The following is a 20,121-nucleotide window of genomic DNA, read 5'->3' as shown; positions in this document are numbered from 1 at the left end:
TGGTTCTCCACCTACCAGCGATCCACCGCACATGTGAGTCCTGTCGGAGTCCATACCAACGACACAGCAGGAAGACCACCAGCATCCTCGGCGATGCCGCGCAACGTATGTCGGTCTATACCCGAATGAGCGCCGCCTTTCGGGTGGCTGTGCCAAGTACCGATAAAAGAGAGATATCCCAAAGAGGTTGAATTCGCAGTACGCAAATTTTGAACAAGCCCATCGGTGCCCAAAACGAAGCGTGCGGCCTCTCGAACGCTGTCTGGCGGTGCGTCAACAAGCCCCGCAATGATGATGGTTCGATTTTCAAACGAGATGCGGCCGACCAAGGCACCGCCTGTTTCCAACGCCCCCCAGCGCAGCGCATCAGCATGGATCGCTTGCGCGACCGGGTGCAGAATCCGAATGCTCCAACCACCATCGTCCGCCACATCGAGCACAGTGGTAGTACCAAGGCCGGTGCGAGTCCATGCTATGCCGAGGCCTTCGGCATCCGAGATCCCAGCGCAAAGAGTCGCTTCCTTCGGAAGCCCGTCAATGAGCCAGCGTTCCAGTTGCAGCCCAGCCAGTGAAGCAGACCGCGAAACGACGGCATCAGACATTGGCATGGTCAGTGAGCGGCAGTTGTCACCCACAAAGATACGCGTCGGCTCAGAAGTATCACCGGCAATCGACGCACGCAGTTCCGGCACAAATCGGCAGCACTCGAACAAGAATGCCGTGAGGTCATCAACCCGACCGTCGCGGCCAAGTCCTTCGAGCAAAACTGCAACACAGCGGCCCTGACCGTACATCGTGATCCGTACCAGCCGGGCAGGTGATTGATCCAGCGCTGTCGACTGTGTTTCTGCGGCTAACACCTTAAGTGAAGCTGTTGCGTCCACGATAAGCGCTGCATCCTGCGGAACGGTTGTGGCGAACTGTGCCGGATCGACCAAGAGGGTCACTGCGTCGGCGTCGAACGCGCGCGATTGAAGATGCGACAGCTCCTCAAAGGTCGTCTTCATCAGAGCAGCCTTTCGAGGTGGGACCAGCACTGATGCCCGCTCAATGAGTGCATGCCGTGCTGCGTTGTGAGGCGACATGGATTCGTTGTCGACGAAAGCCATTGAACCGAAACCGGCTCGCCCCAGATGCATCGCGATTTTCGACCCTACACTTCCGCAGCCGAGTATGACCAGCGGCTGAGATGTGGTCGCCGCTGGAATGCCGGACGTCCTTGCCAACAATTCGGGAGACAATGCATGCGCATGAAAGGCTGGGTGAACCGTGGCGCTTCGCTCTAGGAGCGATTGAGCGTTGAGCTCATAGCGCACCACATAGGGCAGTACCTCAATACTTCGCCCTGGCGAGCCCACAAGCGATACAGGCCTTTGCACAGTCAGAATCACAACCGCGTACAAACCATGCACCCAGCCGCGCGAGTCCTGTTGCATATCCAGGATCGAGTGTCCGTAAAAACCATCCAGACTTCTGGCCAAAGCGTCGCGATCAATGCCGAGCTCCGCAGCTCGATCAAGCAACGTCGCGAGATCGAAAACCGTCTCCGGTTGATAACGTTCGATCACATGATGAAGGCCGTCGGTTGTTGGAGCGCGTGCGATGAAGGCCGCCGTATGACCGTTTCCCCATTTACCCAGCTTGTCGTTGTGAGCGTCCTGATAGAACACAGGATCGACCTGGGCGGTCAGTTCGGTATTGATGATGGCGTATAGGCCATCATCAATCGTTACATAGCTCACGGGAACTATCAAAATCGAGCCGTCAGCGGGAGCAGCGGACGCGACCTTCTCGGCGCTGAATACAATGGTCGAAGGACAACTGTCTCGACGCGTCGGCTCCCACCCCTGCTCAAGATTCAGCAATGCCCCAGCTGCAGCCTTGTGCAGCCAATCGATTAATTGATCGATAATCGCGTCCAGACCAAACCGATGCAGCAGCTCGTCCAATGCCCCCTCGAACAGGCAAGGTGAGACCAACTCGCCTTCGCGATGGGGGTTGATGTGCGGCAAGCTGAGCGGAAAGTCCGTACGCAAGAAAGGCTTGGGCGCGGATAGCGGCCAGTCATTGTCGAAGACCAGAATGCATGTCTCGACCGAACGTACGCCGGTCTCGGATACGCCATAGCGCCGAGACCGGCTCGGCAGCTCAACAGCAACATCGACTTCGATCTGCGTTAATTCACCGCTTACCCTTGGCTCCCCAACGCGGACCAGACCTCGATGCCGCTGAAGCTGATGCAGTGCATCCGCAATCCTGTCCATCACGATGCGCCGTGCGGCATGGGGGTACGCGCAGAGGTAATCACGGCTGCGGCCTTCGATCCAGCTTCTTTCTTCGAGGGAGGCTGCACCCCCTGAGTAGTGACGGTAAACACGAGAGGCTCAACAGATTTTTCGCTCGGGTATTCGCCCGTGCAGTAAAACTCGCCATTTGCTTCACCCACGATTGCGACGTACTCACGCTTTGCACGGATGCAGGGGGGATCACTGTCGTCGTCTGCAATAGGCATACAACTAGCAACGATGACGGCACCGTCACGAGTCTGCGAAAGCGCCTTACGAGCGTCGGCGTCGAGCTTGGCCTTTTCGCGATGGGTAGACCAGCTGTCTTCGGACAGCGAATGCCAAGAGCAATGATGCGGCGCCTGCATAATGTCGTACTCAAGCACATCGGCTTCAGCCTTGTGGCGCTGCCATTGGCGGTTCCAAATGAACACCTCAGCATCGCCACCAGTAAGAAACTTCGCGCCATCTGGCGTCTGTGCGTCAGCGGCCAATGTGATATTCAGGATCACGCTTGACTGGTTTTTGATCAGATTCTGCTCCTCTTCCTCGTCGTCCTGGGCATCCAAGGGCGCTAGAAGAAGAGCGGAGAAGTACGCAGAAGTCTTGCCATTGATCGTCGAGAAGCTCGTGTCTACCCTCCGCACAATCGGAGTGAGATCGTCAGTTTTTCCGTCGATGTCCTCGCCCATGATCTGAATACGATCACCGCTCCCAACAGCAAAATTCTTATCGCGATTAACCTGCACCCGCCGACGCGCCTCCGTGTTGAATGCCTTGGCATCGTCACTCAGGGTGTGCGTCTTGCTGGCGCGTCGAAACACGATGGGGGACGACCACATCTCGCGGATCACGATTTTCTTGTCCTTATCGTCCTTTTTGTCATCGGGGTACTTGTCCAGCGGTCCCAGATAGAAATGCCGCGTCAGCCCCCGGCAATGATCGTGATCCGGGTGGCTCAGCAAGAATGCATCGACATAAGGTCTTCCGTTCTCATCCCGCTTCAAACGGTCTCGCAGATCCCTGGCGACATCACGTGCCACCCCATCCGGGTCGTCAGCGTCCTGCCTAATGTTTATGTCGATCAGTAGGGTGGTTGCGTCCACATCGCCAAACTTGATGAGGGCCATATCCCCGTTGTCTACGGGAAAGAATGTGATGGTTGTAGGCATCTGGGTCTCCAGGTAGACGACCAAAGCAGCAGTCACGTACACTTAATGTACGGATATTTTTTATATCCGTCTACTTTTTAGATGGTGACTATGAAAAAAGCCTCGAATACTAATGTCGAACCCTCTGAGCCCAAGAGCTTGAGCTGGGGTCTGGAGAGCAGGTTGCAATTCATCGATTTTCGTCTGCGCTGGGAGCGACGCATCAATCGGATGGATCTCACCGAGCATTTCGCCATATCGGTTCCTCAGGCATCACTGGACATTGCTAAGTACACAGAGCTGGCGCCGAGCAATCTGACCTATGACCGTCGCTCCAAGACCTACACCGCCACCTCACACTTTCAACCGCTGTACCAACGAAGCTCGGCTCAACGCTATCTAGCGGAACTACTGGCAACCAAGATGGGCGTTGTCGAACCGAGAGCCAGCTTTATTGGCTCAGCCCCCGAAACAGATTGGGCTCCATCCCCCTGGCGCTCAATCAATGAAGAGACGGTAGAAGCAGTGGTCCGGGCTATTCGGCAGCAGGAAGCTATTCGAGTGAGCTACCAGTCCATGACGTCTCTAGACGAGTCAATCCGACTGCTTTCGCCGCACGCTCTCGGCAATGACGGTTTTCGCTGGCACGTGCGAGCGTATTGCCACAAGCGTCAGCGCTTTAGCGATTTTGTTCTCGCTCGAATTTTGCACATCGAAGGTTTCGAGCCGAGTCATGTGGACTCCAGCCAGGATGCTCATTGGCACAACGTGTTGACGCTAGTGCTTGCACCGCATCCCGATTTGCCTGCAGCCAAAAAACGAGTATTGGAGCTGGATTACGGCATGGAAGAAGGGCAGGTCAAGCTTCCCTGCCGTCAAGCGTTTCTGTACTACACGCTAAGGCGTTTGGGCTTGCATACCAAGGAAGCGCCAGACCCTCTCGCGCAACAGATCACGCTGAGAAATCGTGATGAAATCCAACCCTACATCGATGCTTTAACAGCCCAGGCCTGACCTCCCATGACAACAATTTTCGAACTAGTTAAAGACCCATACGAGCGCAAAGCTCGCGTGGTTCCAGGTCTTCTCGTAGCGTTGCCATTGCTCGTCCCTTTGCTATGCGTATACGGAGCAAAGCATCCTGTGCTCACAGGTGTTATCGGTTTACTTGGCGGCTGCGGCGCCATTTACGCGCTTGCGAGCGTGGCACGTGGGCGCGGCAAAAAGCTTGAAGAGCTTTTAGTCAAAAAATGGGGCGGCATGCCTACAACCATAGCCCTGCGGCATCGCGACAATTTTCTCGATAGCGTCAGCAAGCAGAGGTACCACTCTGCGATCACAACTAAACTGGGTATTGACATACCAACGGCAGAAGAAGAATCAGCGAACCCTGACAAAGCGGACGACATCTACATCGGAGCAACCAAGCGACTTCGCGAACTCACGCGTACCAATAAGCAACTCCTACTGAAAGAGAATATTGCCTACGGATTCCACCGCAATATGCTGGCGATGAAGCCTGTCGGCATCCTGTCGAGCCTCCTGGGAATCCTCTACGGATTACTGATTGCAAAGGTTCTGCAGATCACGCCTCCCCATTTTTACCCCGTGCATTTTGCAGACCCGGGGCTCGCTGCTGGCTTGACGCTGCTTATTTCGATGGCGTTACTCGCGGCCTGGCTGCTGTATTTCGATCAGAGTGCCGTGAGACGTATGGGGTTTGTGTATGCGGAACGTCTGTTTGAGTGCCTGCCGTCGCTGACTTCTTCAGCATCACGAAAGAAGGCACCAAAATCGACATCTACAGAATGATCCCCTCCGGCTGCACTCCCGTGCAGCCGGCTGAGCTGCTGGGATAAGGGGCAGGATCGAATTAACTGGAGAACTGCCACAACCTCAGCGATGAAATAACATCACTGAAAGCTATCTAGCAACCAATAATCGCACCAAGTCTGCCCCTGTACGCCGCAGCGGGTTGTCCCGATAAGGCACTGAACCTCACAGTGTGTCCATCCAGCCAGACCCATGGAGTCCGAGATGGAACATCTATCGCCTCCGCCCGGCGCGTCAATCTCCGAGACCGGCCAGTCTCTTCCGATGCCTGACACGGAAGCCTACGAGGCACTGCCGCAGTTTCCGAAGCGAAGCCCCCTGCCCTTCCGGCGCACCATTCGGCGACAAGAGCTGAGGCAGATCATCCCGCTATCTGAGACGACCATCTACGAGATGGAGCGTCGTGGCGAGTTCCCTCGACGCTTTAACCTGACACCACGTTGCGTGGTGTGGGACTTGGCCGAGGTGGAAGCATGGATTGAGGAGCGCAAGCAGGCGCCTCGCAGAGACATCAGCGGCCCGGATGTCCGCCTACGGAAAACCCGCCCGGTTCGGGCGGGTTCGGATCAAGCATGAGGCCTATGATTGCCTTAGCCGACCAGAGCCCCCAGCTCCTCAGAAGTCGAGCGGGGTAGACGCCGACTTTCCTTGGCCAGATTGACCTGCAAGGCCACTCGCGCCACTTCCAGTACATCTCTGGCCAGCGAATAGCTGCCCCTGGCCTGCAACCAGGTCAGCACATCCGCCAGGTGCCAGATCGACGCACTGCCCTCGTGCACAGGTGCCGGGAAGCTGCCCGGGTTGGCCAGCATCAGCTTGCGCATGTTCTGTCGCGATACCCCGACCATTTCGGCCACGTCGGTCAGGCCGACCAGATCAGGGGCGACCTCGATCAGCCTGGCCGAGGGCACTGCACTGCGCACATCGGCCAGTGCACTGCGCACAGCCGCATCTGCGTTCTCCGCCTCGCGAATGAACTCCAGCGCCAGCCGCCCCGGCTGACCGATGCCAACCAGGGCATCGTCGCAACCAGCTTCGCCAAGGCGTTCGACCAGCACATCCGGGTTCCGGTCATCATCGGCGAGTTGGTATTTCAGAGTGAAGGTGTATTCCATCGTGCTACTCCTCTGCGCCGTCGGCAGCCTCTTGCGGCTTACGGTGCGTGGTGCAGTTGTCCACGACGCGTCGCAAGGCGCGTGCGTGGTTACCAGGGGTCTTCGGCGTGCTCCACACGCTGGTGATGCAGAACTCGCCGCAACGACACTCCTCGTCGTTGTAGGGACAGTAGATCCGTCCCCAGGCGTGACTGCCGCCAACTTCGATGCGCCACCCCTGCCCTTCGGCATGCTTGAGCGCTTCTTCGACCTCTTTCTTCGGATGTGAGGGACGGGCCATTAATGATCTCCAGTATTCCCATGACTCGACAGGTTGTCAACCGACAACCTGTCCATTCCTCTAAACGGCGGCACTCAACACCGGCACGGTCACATTGTCGGGCAGCAGCTTCGGCACATGAGTCCGACCATCGACCCAGGCATCAACCATATCGGCCCACTCTTGCAGCATGTGGCGGCGCTGCTCAGCGTACTCGGCCTTGTTGTAGACCGAGCGCGAGGAACGCCCGTCCTCATGCGCCAAGCACTTCTCGATCCAGTCACCATTGAAGCCCACTTCGTTGAGGAGCGTGGAGCCAGTCCTGCGCAGGTCGTGAACCGTGAACGGCTCCAACGGCAGCCCCGCTTCCTTAGCACGTGACGCAATGAGTTGGGTGATCCGGTTCAAGGTGGCGTGTGACATGCAGCGGTGGATGTCATAGCGCGAGGGCAGCACGAACCTCGAGCCAGCAGCACAAGTGTGCAGCGCCACGAAGATGTCCAGAGCCTGGCGCGACAGGTAGACCACATGGGGATTACGTCCCTTCATCCGCTGTTTGGAGATCGTCCAGGTGGCGTTCTCAAAATCCACTTCATTCCAGGTCGCCTCAATCAGCTCGCTCTTTCGCACCAGGGTTAGAAGCACCAGGCGCAAGGCCAGCCGAATGGTGGGATATGCAGCAATCGACTCCAACTGGTGAAAAGCCAGGCGAATCTCGGTCGGGGTCAGCGCTCGATCCTTCGGCACGAAGGTAGCGATTGACGCAGCCTTCACATCGTCGGCCGGATTCTCGACCTTCTCGCCATGCAGGATCGCGAACGCAAAGACTTGCTTCACGATGTCGCGAATGTGGACGGCCGTGGCCGGCGCACCACGGCCCTTCACCTTGGCACAGAGCGCCCGCAGATCGTCAGGGGTGATTTCGGTCAGGAGCCGGTTCTCGAAGACCGGCAGGATGTCGCGGTCGATGATGCTTTTGCGCATGGACCGCGTGCTGTCAGCCATACGCGCATCAGCCAGCCAGCTTTTCAGCATGTCACCAAACGATTTGGCGGCTGTCAGACGCCGCTTGGCTCGCTGTTTTTCTAGGGAGGGGGATATGCCTTGGGCAACCATTCGCTTGGCATCTAGAAGCTTCTCGCGAGCCATGGCCAGCGAAATTCCCGCTGGGCCATACCGCCCGATGGTCAGCGTTTCCCGGCGCCCATTGAGACGGTAATCGTAGCGAAAGGTGACGGTACCGCCGGGCGATACCGTCACGTACATGCCATCGCGGTCGGAAGCCTTATAGGGCTTGGCTTTGGGCTTGAGATTGCGCAGCGCGGTGTCAGTAAGCATCGAGGTTTTTCCTCCTGTTCATGACGGCTTTTACCGTCAAGGGTCAGGAGACCTGCTGATGCCGGGAAAGCCGCATGGCGCAAGCTTTCCCAAGGAGAGATTTACCGTCAAAGACCGGTTTGGTCTCGATAGTAAACGGGAGGGTCTTAATCCGACCTCCGGTTCCTACCGTCACCCTTACCGCCAGTGCGTTCTGCTGCCCGGCGATAGCCACCGATAGATGCCGTGACGTATTTTCTTCTAAATCAACACGTTACAGCATCTTATCGATAGGTAGCGATAGCCCCCGAAAGACCTGATTTCACTCCCACTCGATGGTCGCCGGCGGCTTGCTCGACACGTCGTAGGTGACGCGGGAGATGCCTTCGATCTCGTTGATGATGCGGTTGCTGACCTTCTCCAGCAGCTCGTAGGGCAGGTGCGCCCAGCGTGCGGTCATGAAGTCGATGGTTTCCACCGCGCGCAGGGCCACGACCCAGGCGTAACGGCGGCCGTCGCCGACCACGCCGACCGATTTCACCGGCTGGAACACCACGAAGGCCTGGCTGGTTTTGTGGTACCAGTCGAAGTTGCGCAGCTCTTCGATGAAGATGTGGTCGGCGCGGCGCAGCAGGTCGGCGTATTCCTTCTTCACTTCGCCGAGGATGCGCACGCCCAGGCCCGGGCCGGGGAACGGGTGGCGGTAGACCATGTCGTAGGGCAGGCCCAGTTCCAGGCCGATCTTGCGCACTTCGTCCTTGAACAGTTCGCGCAGCGGCTCGACCAGTTCGAACTGCATGTCTTCGGGCAGGCCGCCGACGTTGTGGTGCGACTTGATCACGTGGGCCTTGCCGGTCTTGGCGCCGGCCGACTCGATCACGTCGGGGTAGATGGTGCCCTGGGCGAGGAACTTCACGTCCTGCAGCTTGGTGGCTTCCTCGTCGAAGACCTCGATGAAGGTGCGGCCGATGATCTTGCGCTTCTCTTCCGGGTCGGCGACGCCGGCCAGGCGGCCGAGGAACTTGTCTTCGGCGTTGGCGCGGATCACCTTGACGCCCATGTTCTCGGCGAACATGGCCATCACCTGGTCCCCCTCGTGCAGGCGCAGCAGGCCGTTGTCGACGAACACGCAGGTCAGCTGGTCGCCGATGGCCTTGTGCAGCAGGGCCGCGACCACCGAGGAATCGACGCCGCCGGACAGGCCAAGCAGCACCTTGGCGTTGCCCACCTGGGCGCGCACGGTGGCGATGGCGTCGTTGACGATGTTCGACGGCGTCCACAGGGCTTCGCAGCCGCAGATGTCCAGCACGAAGCGCGAGAGGATGCGGCCGCCCTGCTTGGTGTGGGTCACTTCCGGGTGGAACTGCACGCCGTAGTAGCCGCGGGCGTCGTCGGCCATGGCGGCGATCGGGCAGCTCGGGGTGCTGGCGAGGATGTGGAAGCCCTCGGGGATGTCGGTGACCTTGTCGCCGTGGCTCATCCACACGTCGAGGCCGAGCACGCCGTCTTCATCGACGTGGTCCTCGATGCCGTCCAGCAGGCGCGCCTTGCCGACCACGTCTACGCGGGCGTAGCCGAACTCGCGCAGGTCCGAACCCTGCACCTTGCCGCCCAGTTGCTCGGCCATGGTCTGCATGCCGTAGCAGATGCCGAACAGCGGCACGTTGAGGTCGAACACCGCCTTGGGCGCCCGCGGGCTGTCCAGCTCGTGCACCGACTCCGGGCCGCCGGCCAGGATGATGCCGCGCGGGGCGAAGGCGCGGATGTCGTCGTCGCTCATGTCGAACGGGTGGATTTCGCAGTACACGCCGATCTCGCGCACGCGGCGGGCGATCAGCTGGGTGTACTGGGAACCGAAGTCGAGGATCAGGATCCGGTGAGCATGGATATCTTGATGGGCCATTTTCTTCCCCTGGGGAAATGGCTGAAGGCTGAAGGCTGAAGGCTGAACGAAAGAGCAATCTCGTCCAGCCTCCAGCCTCCAGCCTCCAGCGAAAGAGCGGTTTAGCCGACGCGGTAGTTCGGCGCTTCCTTGGTGATCTGCACGTCATGCACGTGGGATTCGGCCATGCCGGCGCCGGTGATGCGCACGAACTGCGGCCGGGTGCGCATGTCCTGGATGTCGGCGCTGCCGGTGTAGCCCATGGCGGCGCGCAGGCCGCCCATCAGTTGGTGGACGATGGCGGTCAGTTGGCCCTTGTACGGGACGCGGCCTTCGATGCCCTCGGGGACCAGCTTCTCGGCGCCGGCGGAGGCGTCCTGGAAGTAGCGGTCGGAGGAACCGGTGGCGCCGGCCATGGCACCCAGGGAGCCCATGCCGCGGTAGGACTTGTAGGAACGGCCCTGGAACAGCTCGATCTCGCCCGGGGCCTCTTCGGTGCCGGCGAACATGGAGCCCATCATCACGCAGTAGGCGCCAGCCACCATGGCCTTGGCCAGGTCGCCGGAGAAGCGGATGCCGCCGTCGGCGATCAGCGGGACGCCGGTGCCTTCGAGGGCGGCGGCGACGTTGGCGATGGCCGAGATCTGCGGCACGCCGACGCCGGCGACGATGCGGGTGGTGCAGATGGAGCCCGGGCCGATGCCGACCTTGACCGCGTCGGCGCCGGCGTCGGCCAGGGCCTTGGCGGCTTCGCCGGTGGCGATGTTGCCGCCGATCACCTGGACCTGCGGGAAGGTTTCCTTCACCCAGCGCACGCGGTCGATCACGCCCTTGGAGTGGCCGTGGGCGGTGTCCACCACCACTACGTCGACGCCGGCGGCGACCAGCGCGGCGACGCGCTCGGCGGTATCGGCGCCGGTGCCGACGGCGGCGCCGACGCGCAGGCGGCCCTGCTCGTCCTTGGAGGCCAGCGGGTAGGTCTTGGCCTTCTCGATGTCACGGAAGGTGACCAGGCCGGTGAGGCGGAACTGCTCGTCGACCACCAGCATCTTCTCGATGCGGTTCTCGTACAGCTTGGCCTTGATCTCTTCCAGGGCGGTGCCTTCGCGGGCGGTGATCAGCTTGTCCTTGGGCGTCATGATCGCCGCCACGCTGTCGCCGACGTTCGGCTTCACGCGCAGGTCGCGGCCGGTGACGATGCCCACCAGCTCGCCCTCTTCCACCACCGGGAAGCCGGAGAAGCCGTATTCGCGGGCGATCTGCAGCAGCTCGATGATCTTGGTGGAGGGCGTCACGGTGACCGGGTCGCGAACGATGGCGGTCTCGTGCTTCTTGACCTTGCGCACCTCGGCAGCCTGCTGCTCGATGCCCATGTTCTTGTGGATGATGCCGATACCGCCTTCCTGCGCCATGGCGATCGCCAGGCGGGATTCGGTCACGGTATCCATGGCGGCGGACACCAGCGGGATGTTCAGTTCGATGCCCCGGGTCAGGCGAGTCTTCAGACTCACGTCCTTGGGCAGGACCTCGGAGTAACCGGGGATGAGGAGGACGTCGTCGAACGTCAGGGCTTCTTGGCTGATGCGCAGCATGGCGAGGGCTCCCACACGGGAAAATGGAAGCGCGGCATTATACCCCAGCTTCACGCTCGGGCTCAACGCGCCCGACCGCTGGATTCGCGGGTTTCGCGCTGGCCCTCGGCAAGGCCCCGGGCTTATCATCCAGCGCCATGTTCAATGACCCTTTCCAACGGCTGGGCCTCGACCGCGAGGTGCTGACCGTCAGCCAGCTCAACCAGCGCGCCCGCCAGCTCCTGGAGGACGTGTTCCCGCAGGTGTGGGTGGAAGGCGAGATCTCCAACCTCGCTCGCCCCGCCTCCGGGCACATCTATTTCACTCTGAAGGACGGCAACGCCCAGGTGCGCTGCGCGCTGTTCCGCCAGCACGCTCTGCGGGTGCGCCAGGCCCTGCGCGACGGCCTGGCGGTCAAGGTGCGCGGCAAGGTCTCGCTGTTCGAGGGCCGCGGCGACTACCAGTTGATCGCCGACGCCGTCGAGCCGGCCGGCGACGGCGCCCTGCGCCTGGCCTTCGAGGCGCTGAAGCAGAAGCTCGCCGCCGAGGGCCTGTTCGCCGCCGAGCGCAAGCGGCCGCTGCCAGCCCATCCGCGGCGCATCGGCATCGTCAGCTCGCCCACCGGCGCGGTGATCCGCGACATCATCAGCGTGTTCCGCCGCCGCGCGCCGCAGGTCGAACTGACCCTGGTGCCCACCGCGGTGCAGGGCCGCGAGGCCACCGCGCAGATCGTCCGTGCCCTGAAGCTGGCCGATGCGCGCGGCTTCGACGCCATCATCCTGGCCCGCGGCGGCGGCTCGCTGGAGGACCTCTGGTGCTTCAACGAGGAAGTCGTGGCCCGCGCCATCGCCGCCTGCGCCACGCCGGTGGTCAGCGCCGTGGGACACGAGACCGACGTTTCCATCAGCGATTTCGTCGCCGACGTCCGCGCGCCCACGCCCTCGGCCGCCGCCGAGTTGCTGGCGCCGCACGCCGGCGACCTGCAGCAGCGCCTGGACGGCCTGCGCCGCCGGCTGATCCTGCGCATCCAGGACCGCCTGACCCGCGAGCGCCTGCGCCTGGAAGGCACCGCCCGGCGCCTGCGCCACCCCGGCGAGCGCCTGCGCCAGCAGGCCCAGCGCCTGGACGACCTGGACATGCGCCTGCGCCGCGCCTTCGAGCGCCAGCTGCAGGTGCGCCAGGAACGCATCGGCCGCCTGCAGACGCGCCTGCAGGCACAGCACCCGGGCCGGGCCCTGGCGCTGCTGCGGCAGAAGCTCGACAGCCTGGCCGCGCGCCTGCCCCACGCCACCCGGGCGATCCTCCGCGAACGCCGCCAGCGCCTCGACGGCCTGGCCCAGAGCCTGCACATCGTCAGCCCGCTGGCGACCCTCGGGCGCGGCTACAGCATCCTCCTCGACGAACGCGGCCAGGCCATCCGCCGCGCCGCCCAGGCCCAGCCCGGCCAGCGCCTGACCGCGAAACTGGGCGAAGGCCAGCTGGAAGTGCGGGTGGAAGACAACCACCAGGCCCCGGTCACCCTCTCGCTGCTGGACTGACCTGGGCATTGGTCGAAATCGCGGACGGAGTCCGCTCCTACGTTTCCAGGGAAACACGGCTCTTCGTAGGATGGGTTGAGCGAAGCGATACCCATCACCACGACCGCATGGGTTTCGCAAGCTCAACCCATCCTACGAAGAGCCCCCCAGCGCAAGACAGCCCGTAGGATGGCGTTGAGCGAAGCGATACCCATCACCACGACCGCATGGGTTTCGCAGGCTCAACCCATCCTACGAAGAACCCTCCGGCGCAAGATTGCCCCGTAGGATGGCGTTGAGCGAAGCGATACCCATCACCCCGGCGCAGCCGGCAAGACAGTTGCTCCTACAGGGACTGACGAATAACCGCCAACGGTTACACCCCCGACGTGCGCGCCATGTAGACTGCCGGCTTTACCGGATTTACGGAAAGCCCATGTTCCGCGTCTTCTGCCTGCTGTTCGCCACCCTTCTCGCCCTGCCCGCCCATGCCGAGGGTTTCATCAGCCGTACCCTGAACAAGCCGGTGCCCGGCGGCGTCGCCGTGGTCCAGCTGGGCAGCGCGGGGCCGGCGCCGAGCGCCAGCTACCAGGGCAAGCCGGTGCTGGTGGTGCGCGAGGAAGGCCGCGACTGGATCGCAGTGGTCGGCATCCCGCTCAGCGTCAAGCCGGACCAGCAGCAGCTGCAGGTCAAGCAGGCCGGCGCCAGCCGCAGCCTGCCGTTCCAGGTCGGCAGCAAGCACTACCGCGAGCAGCGCATCACCCTGAAGAACACCCGCCAGGTCAACCCGCTGCCCGAGGACCTCAAGCGCATCAACCGCGAACTGGCCGAGCAGACCGCCGCCTACCGCAGCTTCAGCCCCGGCACGCCGAGCAACCTGGTGCTGGACAAGCCGGTCAACGGCCCGCTCTCCAGCCCCTTCGGCCTGCGCCGTTTCTTCAATGGCGAGGAGCGCAACCCGCACTCCGGGCTGGACTTCGCGGTGCCCGCCGGCACGCCGATCAAGGCCCCGGCGGCGGGCAAGGTGATCCTGATCGGCAACTACTTCTTCAACGGCAACACCGTGTTCGTCGACCATGGCCAGGGCTTCATCAGCATGTTCTGCCACATGTCGAAGATCGACGTGAAACTCGGCGACCAGGTGCCGCGCGGCGGCGTGGTCGGCCGCGTCGGCGCCACCGGCCGCGCCACCGGGCCGCACATGCACTGGAACGTCAGCCTCAACGACGCCCGCGTCGACCCGGCGATCTTCATCGGCGCCTTCAAGCCGTAAGCTTCATTCCGCATTCCGCGCGGCTGGGCAAGCGCTCCAGGCGATAGAGCTCGCCGATCAGGCAGGGCTCGGGGATACCACTCGAGTCATACGAGAGGATGCGGTCGAGCCTGGTCACCGCTCCCACCGTGCTGCCGATGTTCAGGCGGTTGCTGAACGACAGGTTGTCGCACGTCGAGGAGAAGGCCACCAGATAGCGCCGCCCGGGCGCGTGGCCGAGGACGATGTGGCCCTTGTCGAGGTATTCCCAGCCCTGGGTTTCCCACACCGGGATCGACTTGACCGTCTCGCCCTGGCGGTAGCCGAGGCGTTCCAGGTGCTGGTCGAGGGGCAGCTCGTCGTTGCGCAGCCCGGACTGGCTGCAGGCGGCCAGCAGAACGGCGACCGCCAGCATGGCGGCGCTGCGGACATTGCGCATGCTCACCTCCCGGCCACGATGGGTGGCCATGCCGAGCCGAAACCGGCCCGGCTCCATTTTCCCCCCCTGGGGAAAGGCCGGCGCACGGCCGGCCGGACGGTCAGTTCATCTTCATCCCGGGCATGTCGTGACCCGACATATCGTGGCCGGACATGCCGTGCTCACCGGCCTCGGGCGCCTGCTTCTGCACTTGCACCTCGACCTTGAGGTCGCCAGCCTGCTGGAAGTGCAGGGTCACAGGGAAGCGCTCGCCGTCGGCCAGCGGCTTCTTCAGGCCGAGCAGCATCAGGTGGTAGTGGCCCGGGGCGAAGGTGACGGTGCCGCCGGCGGGGATATCCACGCCGTCGACCTTCTGCATCTTCATCATGCCGTCCTTCATCTGGTGCTCGTGGACCTCGGCGCTGGCCGCGCGCTCGGTGTCGGCGCCGAGCAGGCGGTCGGCCGCCTTGCCGTGGTTGTGCACGACGAAATAGGCCGCGCCGTTCTCCGAGTTGGCCGGCAGCAGCAGCGACCAGGGGTGCTCGACGTCGAGGTCGCCGGCCTTGTATTCGTGAGCCAGCAGCGGGGTGGAGAAGGACAGCATGGCCGCCAGGGCCAGGAGGGTCTTGCGCATGTTGGAAACTCCTAACGATCTCATGGGCCGCCCGTCGAGCGGGCGGCTTCGCCGGGGGCACGGCCAGCATAGCCGCTTCGCGCCCCCACTCAAGCCGGCGACCGCGGTCGCCGGGGCTCAGAAGCTGAAGTCCACCTTGGTCCAGAGCGTGCGGCCCGGTTCGCGGATCGCCTGGGGGTCGTTCGCCGGGTAACCGAAGCCGGCGTTGCCGGCGAGGTTCAGGTGCTCGGCATAGTCCTTGTCGAACAGGTTGTCGACGCCGGTGCTGACCTTGAAGTGCTTGTTCACGCGGTACGCGGCGTTGAGCGAGAAGACGCCGAAGCCGGCGCTTTCGTCGAAGTCCTTGCCGACCACGTTGCCCTGCCCCTCGGCCACCCGCCCCTGCTTCGCCACCAGGCGCCACAGGGCGCCGGCGCTCCAGTCGCCCTGCTCGTAGGTCAGGCCCAGGCGGGTTTCCAGCGGCGGCATCTGCGGCAGCGCGCGGTCGTCGCTGGTGTTCTTGCCCCAGGCGTAGGCCAGGGTCGCGTCGGTCTTCCAATTCGGCGCCAACTGGTAGGCCGCGCCCAGTTCACCGCCCATGATGCGGGCGTCCACGTTGGTCGCCTGGGACGTTGCCCCCATCATGCCGCCGCTGGTGTAGGTGAACAGGATGTAGTCGCGAATCTCGCCGACGTAGCCCGAAACCCAGGCCTTGAGCTTCTCGCCCTCGTACTGGGCGCCGAAGTCGAGCTGGGTGGTCTTCTCCGGCTTGATGGCGTCGAAGGCGTTGGCCGAGCCGGCCGGGCCCATGTTCGGGGAAAACAGCTCCCAATAGTCGGGGAAGCGCTGCACGTGGCCGAGGCCGGCGTAGAGCGTGGTGGGCGAGTCGGCCAGGTCGTGCTCGTAGCGCAGGAAGCCGCTGGGCAGGGTGTCGGTGCGGGTGTCGTCGGCCGTGGGGTTGGGCCGCGTCATCATTCCCGAGCCGGTGGTCTGCCGGTAGTCCTTGGCCGAGGCGCGGTCCAGGCGTGCGCCGGCGATCACCCGGTCGCGCTCGGCGGCGTACCAGGTCAGCTCGCCGAAGGCGCCGTAGTTGTGGAAGGTCGCATCCTTGTTCCACGGCACCTCGTCGTAGGCGCCGATGCCCATGGCGCTGCGCTGGCGGTGCTCGCTGCTCAGGGCGTCGACGCCGGAGATCAGCTTGAAGTCGTCCCAGCGCCAGGTGGCCGCCAGGCGCCCGCCGAGGGTGCGGCGGTCGACGTTGGAAGCCATGGGCCCGGCCATCATGCCGGTGCCCGAGGGCGTGCGCAGGCTGTAGTTGTCCATCACGTGGTCGGCGTAGTTGTAGTAGACCTGCGCCTCCAGCTTGTCGAGCACGCCGCCGAGGTTGGACTTCTCGAAGCGCAGGCCCAGGCTCTCGCGCTTGAACTGCGAGCCGTCCATGCCGCGCCCGGCGTAGCGCGCCTCGCCGTCGCCCTTGCCGGCGGTCAGTTCGACCAGGGTGTCGGCGTCCGGCGTCCAGCCCAGGGCGACGTCGCCGTTCCACTTGTTCCAGCGCGAGGGCACGGTATTGCCGCCACCGTCCTCGTAGTCGTCGGACTGCGAGCGGTTGCCGGTGAAGCGCAGGTAGCCCTCGGGGCCGCCGGCGGCGGCGTCCAGCACGCGGTCGAAGCGGCCGTTGGAGCCGGCCACCAGGCTGCCGTTTATCCGCGTGCCCAGCTCGCCGAAGCGCTCCGGATCGCGGTCGAAGCGGATGGTCCCGGCCGAGGCGCCAGGGCCCCAGATCACGGTTTCCGGGCCCTTGACCACGGTGAGCCGGTCGTAGGTCTCCGGCGATATATAGGAAGTGGGCGCGTCCATCCGCGCCGGGCAGGCGCCGAGCATCACGCCGCCGTTGGTGAGGATGTTCAGCCGCGAGCCGAACATGCCGCGCAGCACCGGGTCGCCATTGCTGCCGCCGTTGCGGATGGCGGAGAAGCCGGGGATGGTCTTCAGGTAGTCGGCGCCGTCGCTGGCCGGGATCGGCTGGCGCGCCTGCTTCGGGTCGGTGACCACGGTCAGCGGCGAACTCTGCGCCACCGCGGTGATGACGCTGGGTTGCAGTTCGATGGCGTGGTGGCCGGCGTGCGGGTCGTCGGCCTCGTCGGCGCGAATGGAAGGGCTCAGGCCGACGATGCCGCCGAGGGCGGTGAGTGCGCAAAGGGTGCGTAGGCGTGCCGGGCGAACGCGCCCGCGCAGGAAGAGTCTGGACATGCGAAATTCCATGATCGATGACGATGTTCTTCTGGCCAGGCACGGCGGACGCGCGTGGAGGAAGACTCCTCTGCGCGATGGCGCTTGCGCTGGCTACGGCGAAAGAAAGGTCAGGCGCTCATGGACGGCGGCGCGCGCGAACGGGCGCCGGGGAAGATCGGCGAAGGCGGGATGGATTGTTCGATGACGACCTGGGGCGCTGGGGCGGCCCCGGGCAGGTCGGCGGAGAGCGCCAGGCGCGGGGTTTCCAGCGCCGGGCTGTGGAGCAGCAGGCCGCAGTAGCCGCACTTCTCCATGAAGTGGTCGGCGGAGAAGCCCTGCTGCGCGGCATCGGCCCCGTGGTGGCCGCCGCGCATCTGTTCGGAGCAGGCCATGCCCTCCATGCCGGCCATGGCCGGCATGGGGTGATCCATGGGCATGGACTGCGACAGCAGCGGGCCGAGGTGGATCATCAGCATGGCGAAGAGCGCCAGCCAGATGCCCGTGCCTTGTCCTGTGCCTCGCCGTCTGCGACCTGTCACTGGAAGTCCCCGAATCGATTGGCGGCGTTTTACCCTGCTGGGCCGATGGGCGCAATTCGCCGATGGCTCAATGCTGTGCGGCATGGAGACGCATCAGGGAGTAAAGCAGAAAAAGCGTTTCGCAATTCCTTGCGCAATAAAGCGAATACAGAAGCAGAAAATCTCGTTTATTTTTATAACCCGATGATGACTACCAATTTTTCCACAATGCTTGCCATCCACCCCCAAAGCGCACTAGGGTGGTCGTCATGAAAACCGCACACACCCTCATCCTGCTTCGCCAACACGCCTGCCTGCGCCTGGTCAGCCCGCGACTGCGTGGCTGAATCCGTTTCCCGGCTTCACCTCTTCATCTTTCTACCGCGCAGGGCCGCCGCTGGCCCGGAAGAACAAGGATTCCGCCCATGACCATGCTCAAAGACCCGTCGAAGAAATACCGTCCCTTCACCCCGATCACCCTGCCCGACCGCACCTGGCCGGACAAGATCATCGACAAGGCGCCGATCTGGCTGAGCACCGACCTGCGCGACGGCAACCAGTCGCTGATCGAGCCGATGGACGCCGAGAAGAAGATGCGCTTCTTCAAGTGCCTGGTGCAGGTGGGCCTGAAGGAAATCGAAGTGGGCTTCCCGTCCGCCTCGCAGACCGACTTCGACTTCGTCCGCGAGCTGATCGAGGGCGGCCACATTCCCGATGACGTCACCATCCAGGTGCTGACCCAGGCCCGCGACGACCTCATCGAGCGTACCTTCGAATCCCTGAAGGGCGCCAAGCGCGCCATCGTGCACTACTACAACGCCTGCGCGCCGAGCTTCCGCAAGATCGTCTTCAACCAGGACAAGGAAGGCGTCAAGCAGATCGCCATCGCCGCCGGCAAGACCATCAAGCGCCTGGCCGCCGCCGCGCCGGAAACCCAGTGGGGCTTCGAGTACTCCCCCGAGGTGTTCAGCTCCACCGAGACCGACTTCGCCGTCGAGGTGTGCAACGCGGTGATCGACGTGTTCCAGCCGACCCCGGCCAACCGCCTGATCCTCAACCTGCCGGCCACCGTCGAGTGCGCCACGCCGAACAACTACGCCGACCAGATCGAGTGGTTCGGCCGCCACATCGATAAGCGCGACAGCGTGATCATCAGCCTGCACACCCACAACGACCGAGGCACCGGCGTGGCCGCCTCGGAGCTGGCGCTGATGGCCGGCGCCGACCGCGTGGAAGGCTGCCTGTTCGGCAACGGCGAGCGCACCGGCAACCTCTGCCTGGTGACCATGGCGCTGAACATGTACACCCAGGGCGTCAACCCGGGGCTGGACTTCTCCGACATCGACGCCGTGCGCAAGGTGGTGGAAGAGTGCAACCAGATTCCGGTGCACCCGCGCCACCCCTACGTCGGCGACCTGGTCCACACCGCCTTCTCCGGCTCCCACCAGGACGCCATCCGCAAGGGCTTCGCCCAGCAGAAGGACGACGCCGTGTGGGAAGTGCCCTACCTGCCGATCGACCCGGCCGACATCGGCCGCAGCTACGAGGCGGTCATCCGCGTCAACAGCCAGTCGGGCAAGGGCGGCATCACCTTCCTGCTCGAACAGGAATACGGCATCAGCCTGCCGCGCCGCATGCAGATCGAGTTCAGCCAGGTGGTGCAGAACGAGACCGACCGTCTCGGCCTGGAAATGACCGCCGAGCAGATCTACAACCTGCTGCAGAGCGAGTACCTGCAAGCCGTCTCGCCGTTCGGCCTGAAGAACTACCGCCTGCAGGAAGAGAACGGCATCTGCGCCATCGACATCGACGTGACCCACAAGGGCGAGCAGCACCGCTGGCACGGCAAGGGCAAGGGTACCCTGGAAGCCCTGGTCGCCGCGCTGCCGGTGGAAGTCGAGATCATGGATTACAACGAGCACGCCATCGGCGCCGGCACCAACGCCCGCGCGGCAGCCTACATCGAGCTGCGCGTCGAAGGCGGCCGCTCGCTGCACGGCATCGGCATCGACGAAAACATCACCACCGCCAGCTTCCGCGCCCTGTTCAGCGCGCTGAACCGCGCCGTGACCCTGGGCCAGGCGAAAGCTGCCTGAACCCGCCGGTGATATGAAAAAGGGGCCTTCGGGCCCCTTTCTCATCTTCTCGGTCAGGCGTC

17 protein-coding genes are annotated in these 20,121 nt (G+C 63.3%); 6 read left to right on the top strand and 11 right to left on the bottom strand.

Translation table 11 applies throughout. The features are described from left to right. Positions 1-11: 11 nt before the first annotated feature. Together PM1_RS05955 and PM1_RS05950 are read right to left on the bottom strand one after the other, a co-directional pair. Positions 12-2,264: a Mov34/MPN/PAD-1 family protein gene (locus PM1_RS05955; protein ID WP_009616206.1), complete on the bottom strand. Its 2,253-nt coding sequence runs from the start codon at positions 2,262-2,264 to the stop codon at positions 12-14. Beyond that, a complete protein-coding gene (locus PM1_RS05950) occupies positions 2,264-3,457 on the bottom strand; it encodes a hypothetical protein (protein WP_009616205.1) in 1,194 nt (397 codons plus the stop codon). Before PM1_RS05950 ends, PM1_RS05955 begins: the two co-directional genes overlap by 1 nt. 162 nt (positions 3,458-3,619) lie before the next feature. On the opposite strand from PM1_RS05950, the gene PM1_RS05945 reads away from it, so the two are divergent. The 3 genes from PM1_RS05945 (at position 3,620) to PM1_RS05935 (ending at position 5,845) form a co-directional block, all read left to right on the top strand. Beyond that, the gene (locus PM1_RS05945; RefSeq protein ID WP_238603224.1) at positions 3,620-4,450 is read left to right on the top strand and encodes a WYL domain-containing protein; all 831 of its coding nucleotides are present in this window, start codon (positions 3,620-3,622) and stop codon (positions 4,448-4,450) included. 6 nt (positions 4,451-4,456) lie between these two features. Continuing rightward, positions 4,457-5,248 carry a hypothetical protein gene (locus tag PM1_RS05940; protein ID WP_009616203.1) on the top strand — a complete coding sequence of 264 codons (792 nt, stop codon included), beginning with the start codon at positions 4,457-4,459 and terminating at the stop codon, positions 5,246-5,248. A gap of 213 nt (positions 5,249-5,461) precedes the next feature. Then, positions 5,462-5,845 (top strand): helix-turn-helix transcriptional regulator, encoded by a 384-nt coding sequence (locus tag PM1_RS05935; protein ID WP_024128483.1) that lies wholly within the window; start codon positions 5,462-5,464, stop codon positions 5,843-5,845. Positions 5,846-5,859: 14 nt separating this feature from the next. On the opposite strand, the gene PM1_RS05930 is transcribed toward PM1_RS05935, so the two are convergent. The 5 genes from PM1_RS05930 to guaB all read right to left on the bottom strand — a co-directional run bounded on the left by PM1_RS05930 (position 5,860) and on the right by guaB (position 11,434). After that, on the bottom strand, positions 5,860-6,384 hold the full coding sequence (locus PM1_RS05930) for a helix-turn-helix transcriptional regulator (RefSeq protein WP_009616200.1): 525 nt from the start codon (positions 6,382-6,384) through the stop codon (positions 5,860-5,862). Between the two features lie 4 nt (positions 6,385-6,388). Then, complete coding sequence (locus tag PM1_RS05925; protein ID WP_009616198.1) at positions 6,389-6,664, bottom strand: hypothetical protein; 276 nt, start codon at positions 6,662-6,664, stop codon at positions 6,389-6,391. A 60-nt stretch (positions 6,665-6,724) separates the two neighbouring features. Continuing rightward, complete coding sequence (locus PM1_RS05920; protein ID WP_009616197.1) at positions 6,725-7,981, bottom strand: tyrosine-type recombinase/integrase; 1,257 nt, start codon at positions 7,979-7,981, stop codon at positions 6,725-6,727. 301 nt (positions 7,982-8,282) lie between these two features. After that, positions 8,283-9,863: a glutamine-hydrolyzing GMP synthase gene (guaA, locus tag PM1_RS05915; RefSeq protein ID WP_009616196.1), complete on the bottom strand. Its 1,581-nt coding sequence runs from the start codon at positions 9,861-9,863 to the stop codon at positions 8,283-8,285. 101 nt (positions 9,864-9,964) lie between these two features. Continuing rightward, the gene (gene guaB / locus PM1_RS05910; RefSeq protein WP_009616195.1) at positions 9,965-11,434 is read right to left on the bottom strand and encodes an IMP dehydrogenase; all 1,470 of its coding nucleotides are present in this window, start codon (positions 11,432-11,434) and stop codon (positions 9,965-9,967) included. A 137-nt stretch (positions 11,435-11,571) separates the two neighbouring features. Here guaB and xseA point away from each other — a divergent pair, with 137 nt between their 5' ends. Both xseA and PM1_RS05900 read left to right on the top strand, forming a co-directional pair. After that, positions 11,572-12,951: an exodeoxyribonuclease VII large subunit gene (gene xseA, locus PM1_RS05905; protein ID WP_009616194.1), complete on the top strand. Its 1,380-nt coding sequence runs from the start codon at positions 11,572-11,574 to the stop codon at positions 12,949-12,951. 415 nt (positions 12,952-13,366) lie between these two features. Then, positions 13,367-14,203 carry a M23 family metallopeptidase gene (locus PM1_RS05900; RefSeq protein ID WP_009616193.1) on the top strand — a complete coding sequence of 279 codons (837 nt, stop codon included), beginning with the start codon at positions 13,367-13,369 and terminating at the stop codon, positions 14,201-14,203. Here PM1_RS05900 and PM1_RS05895 read toward each other — a convergent pair. The 4 genes from PM1_RS05895 to PM1_RS05880 form a co-directional block, all read right to left on the bottom strand. After that, positions 14,193-14,621, bottom strand: coding sequence for a DUF6491 family protein (locus tag PM1_RS05895; RefSeq protein WP_009616192.1), 429 nt, complete (start codon positions 14,619-14,621; stop codon positions 14,193-14,195). The two genes, PM1_RS05900 and PM1_RS05895, sit on opposite strands and share 11 nt — an antisense overlap. Positions 14,622-14,721: 100 nt before the next feature. After that, the gene (locus tag PM1_RS05890) at positions 14,722-15,234 is read right to left on the bottom strand and encodes a copper chaperone PCu(A)C (RefSeq protein ID WP_009616191.1); all 513 of its coding nucleotides are present in this window, start codon (positions 15,232-15,234) and stop codon (positions 14,722-14,724) included. 117 nt (positions 15,235-15,351) lie between these two features. Further along, the gene (locus PM1_RS05885) at positions 15,352-17,463 is read right to left on the bottom strand and encodes a TonB-dependent copper receptor (RefSeq protein WP_009616190.1); all 2,112 of its coding nucleotides are present in this window, start codon (positions 17,461-17,463) and stop codon (positions 15,352-15,354) included. A gap of 110 nt (positions 17,464-17,573) precedes the next feature. Continuing rightward, the gene (locus PM1_RS05880) at positions 17,574-17,921 is read right to left on the bottom strand and encodes a DUF2946 domain-containing protein (RefSeq protein ID WP_009616189.1); all 348 of its coding nucleotides are present in this window, start codon (positions 17,919-17,921) and stop codon (positions 17,574-17,576) included. Positions 17,922-18,388: 467 nt separating this feature from the next. Between PM1_RS05880 and leuA the strand changes: the two genes are divergently transcribed. After that, complete coding sequence (gene leuA / locus PM1_RS05875; RefSeq protein WP_009616188.1) at positions 18,389-20,059, top strand: 2-isopropylmalate synthase; 1,671 nt, start codon at positions 18,389-18,391, stop codon at positions 20,057-20,059. Positions 20,060-20,121 lie beyond the last annotated feature (62 nt).

Source organism: Pseudomonas sp. M1, assembly GCF_022760135.1.
GTDB classification, from domain to species: Bacteria; Pseudomonadota; Gammaproteobacteria; order Pseudomonadales; family Pseudomonadaceae; genus Pseudomonas; species Pseudomonas citronellolis.
Note: the sequence above shows the minus strand (reverse complement) of the source record. Positions and strands in the feature narration are given on the sequence as shown.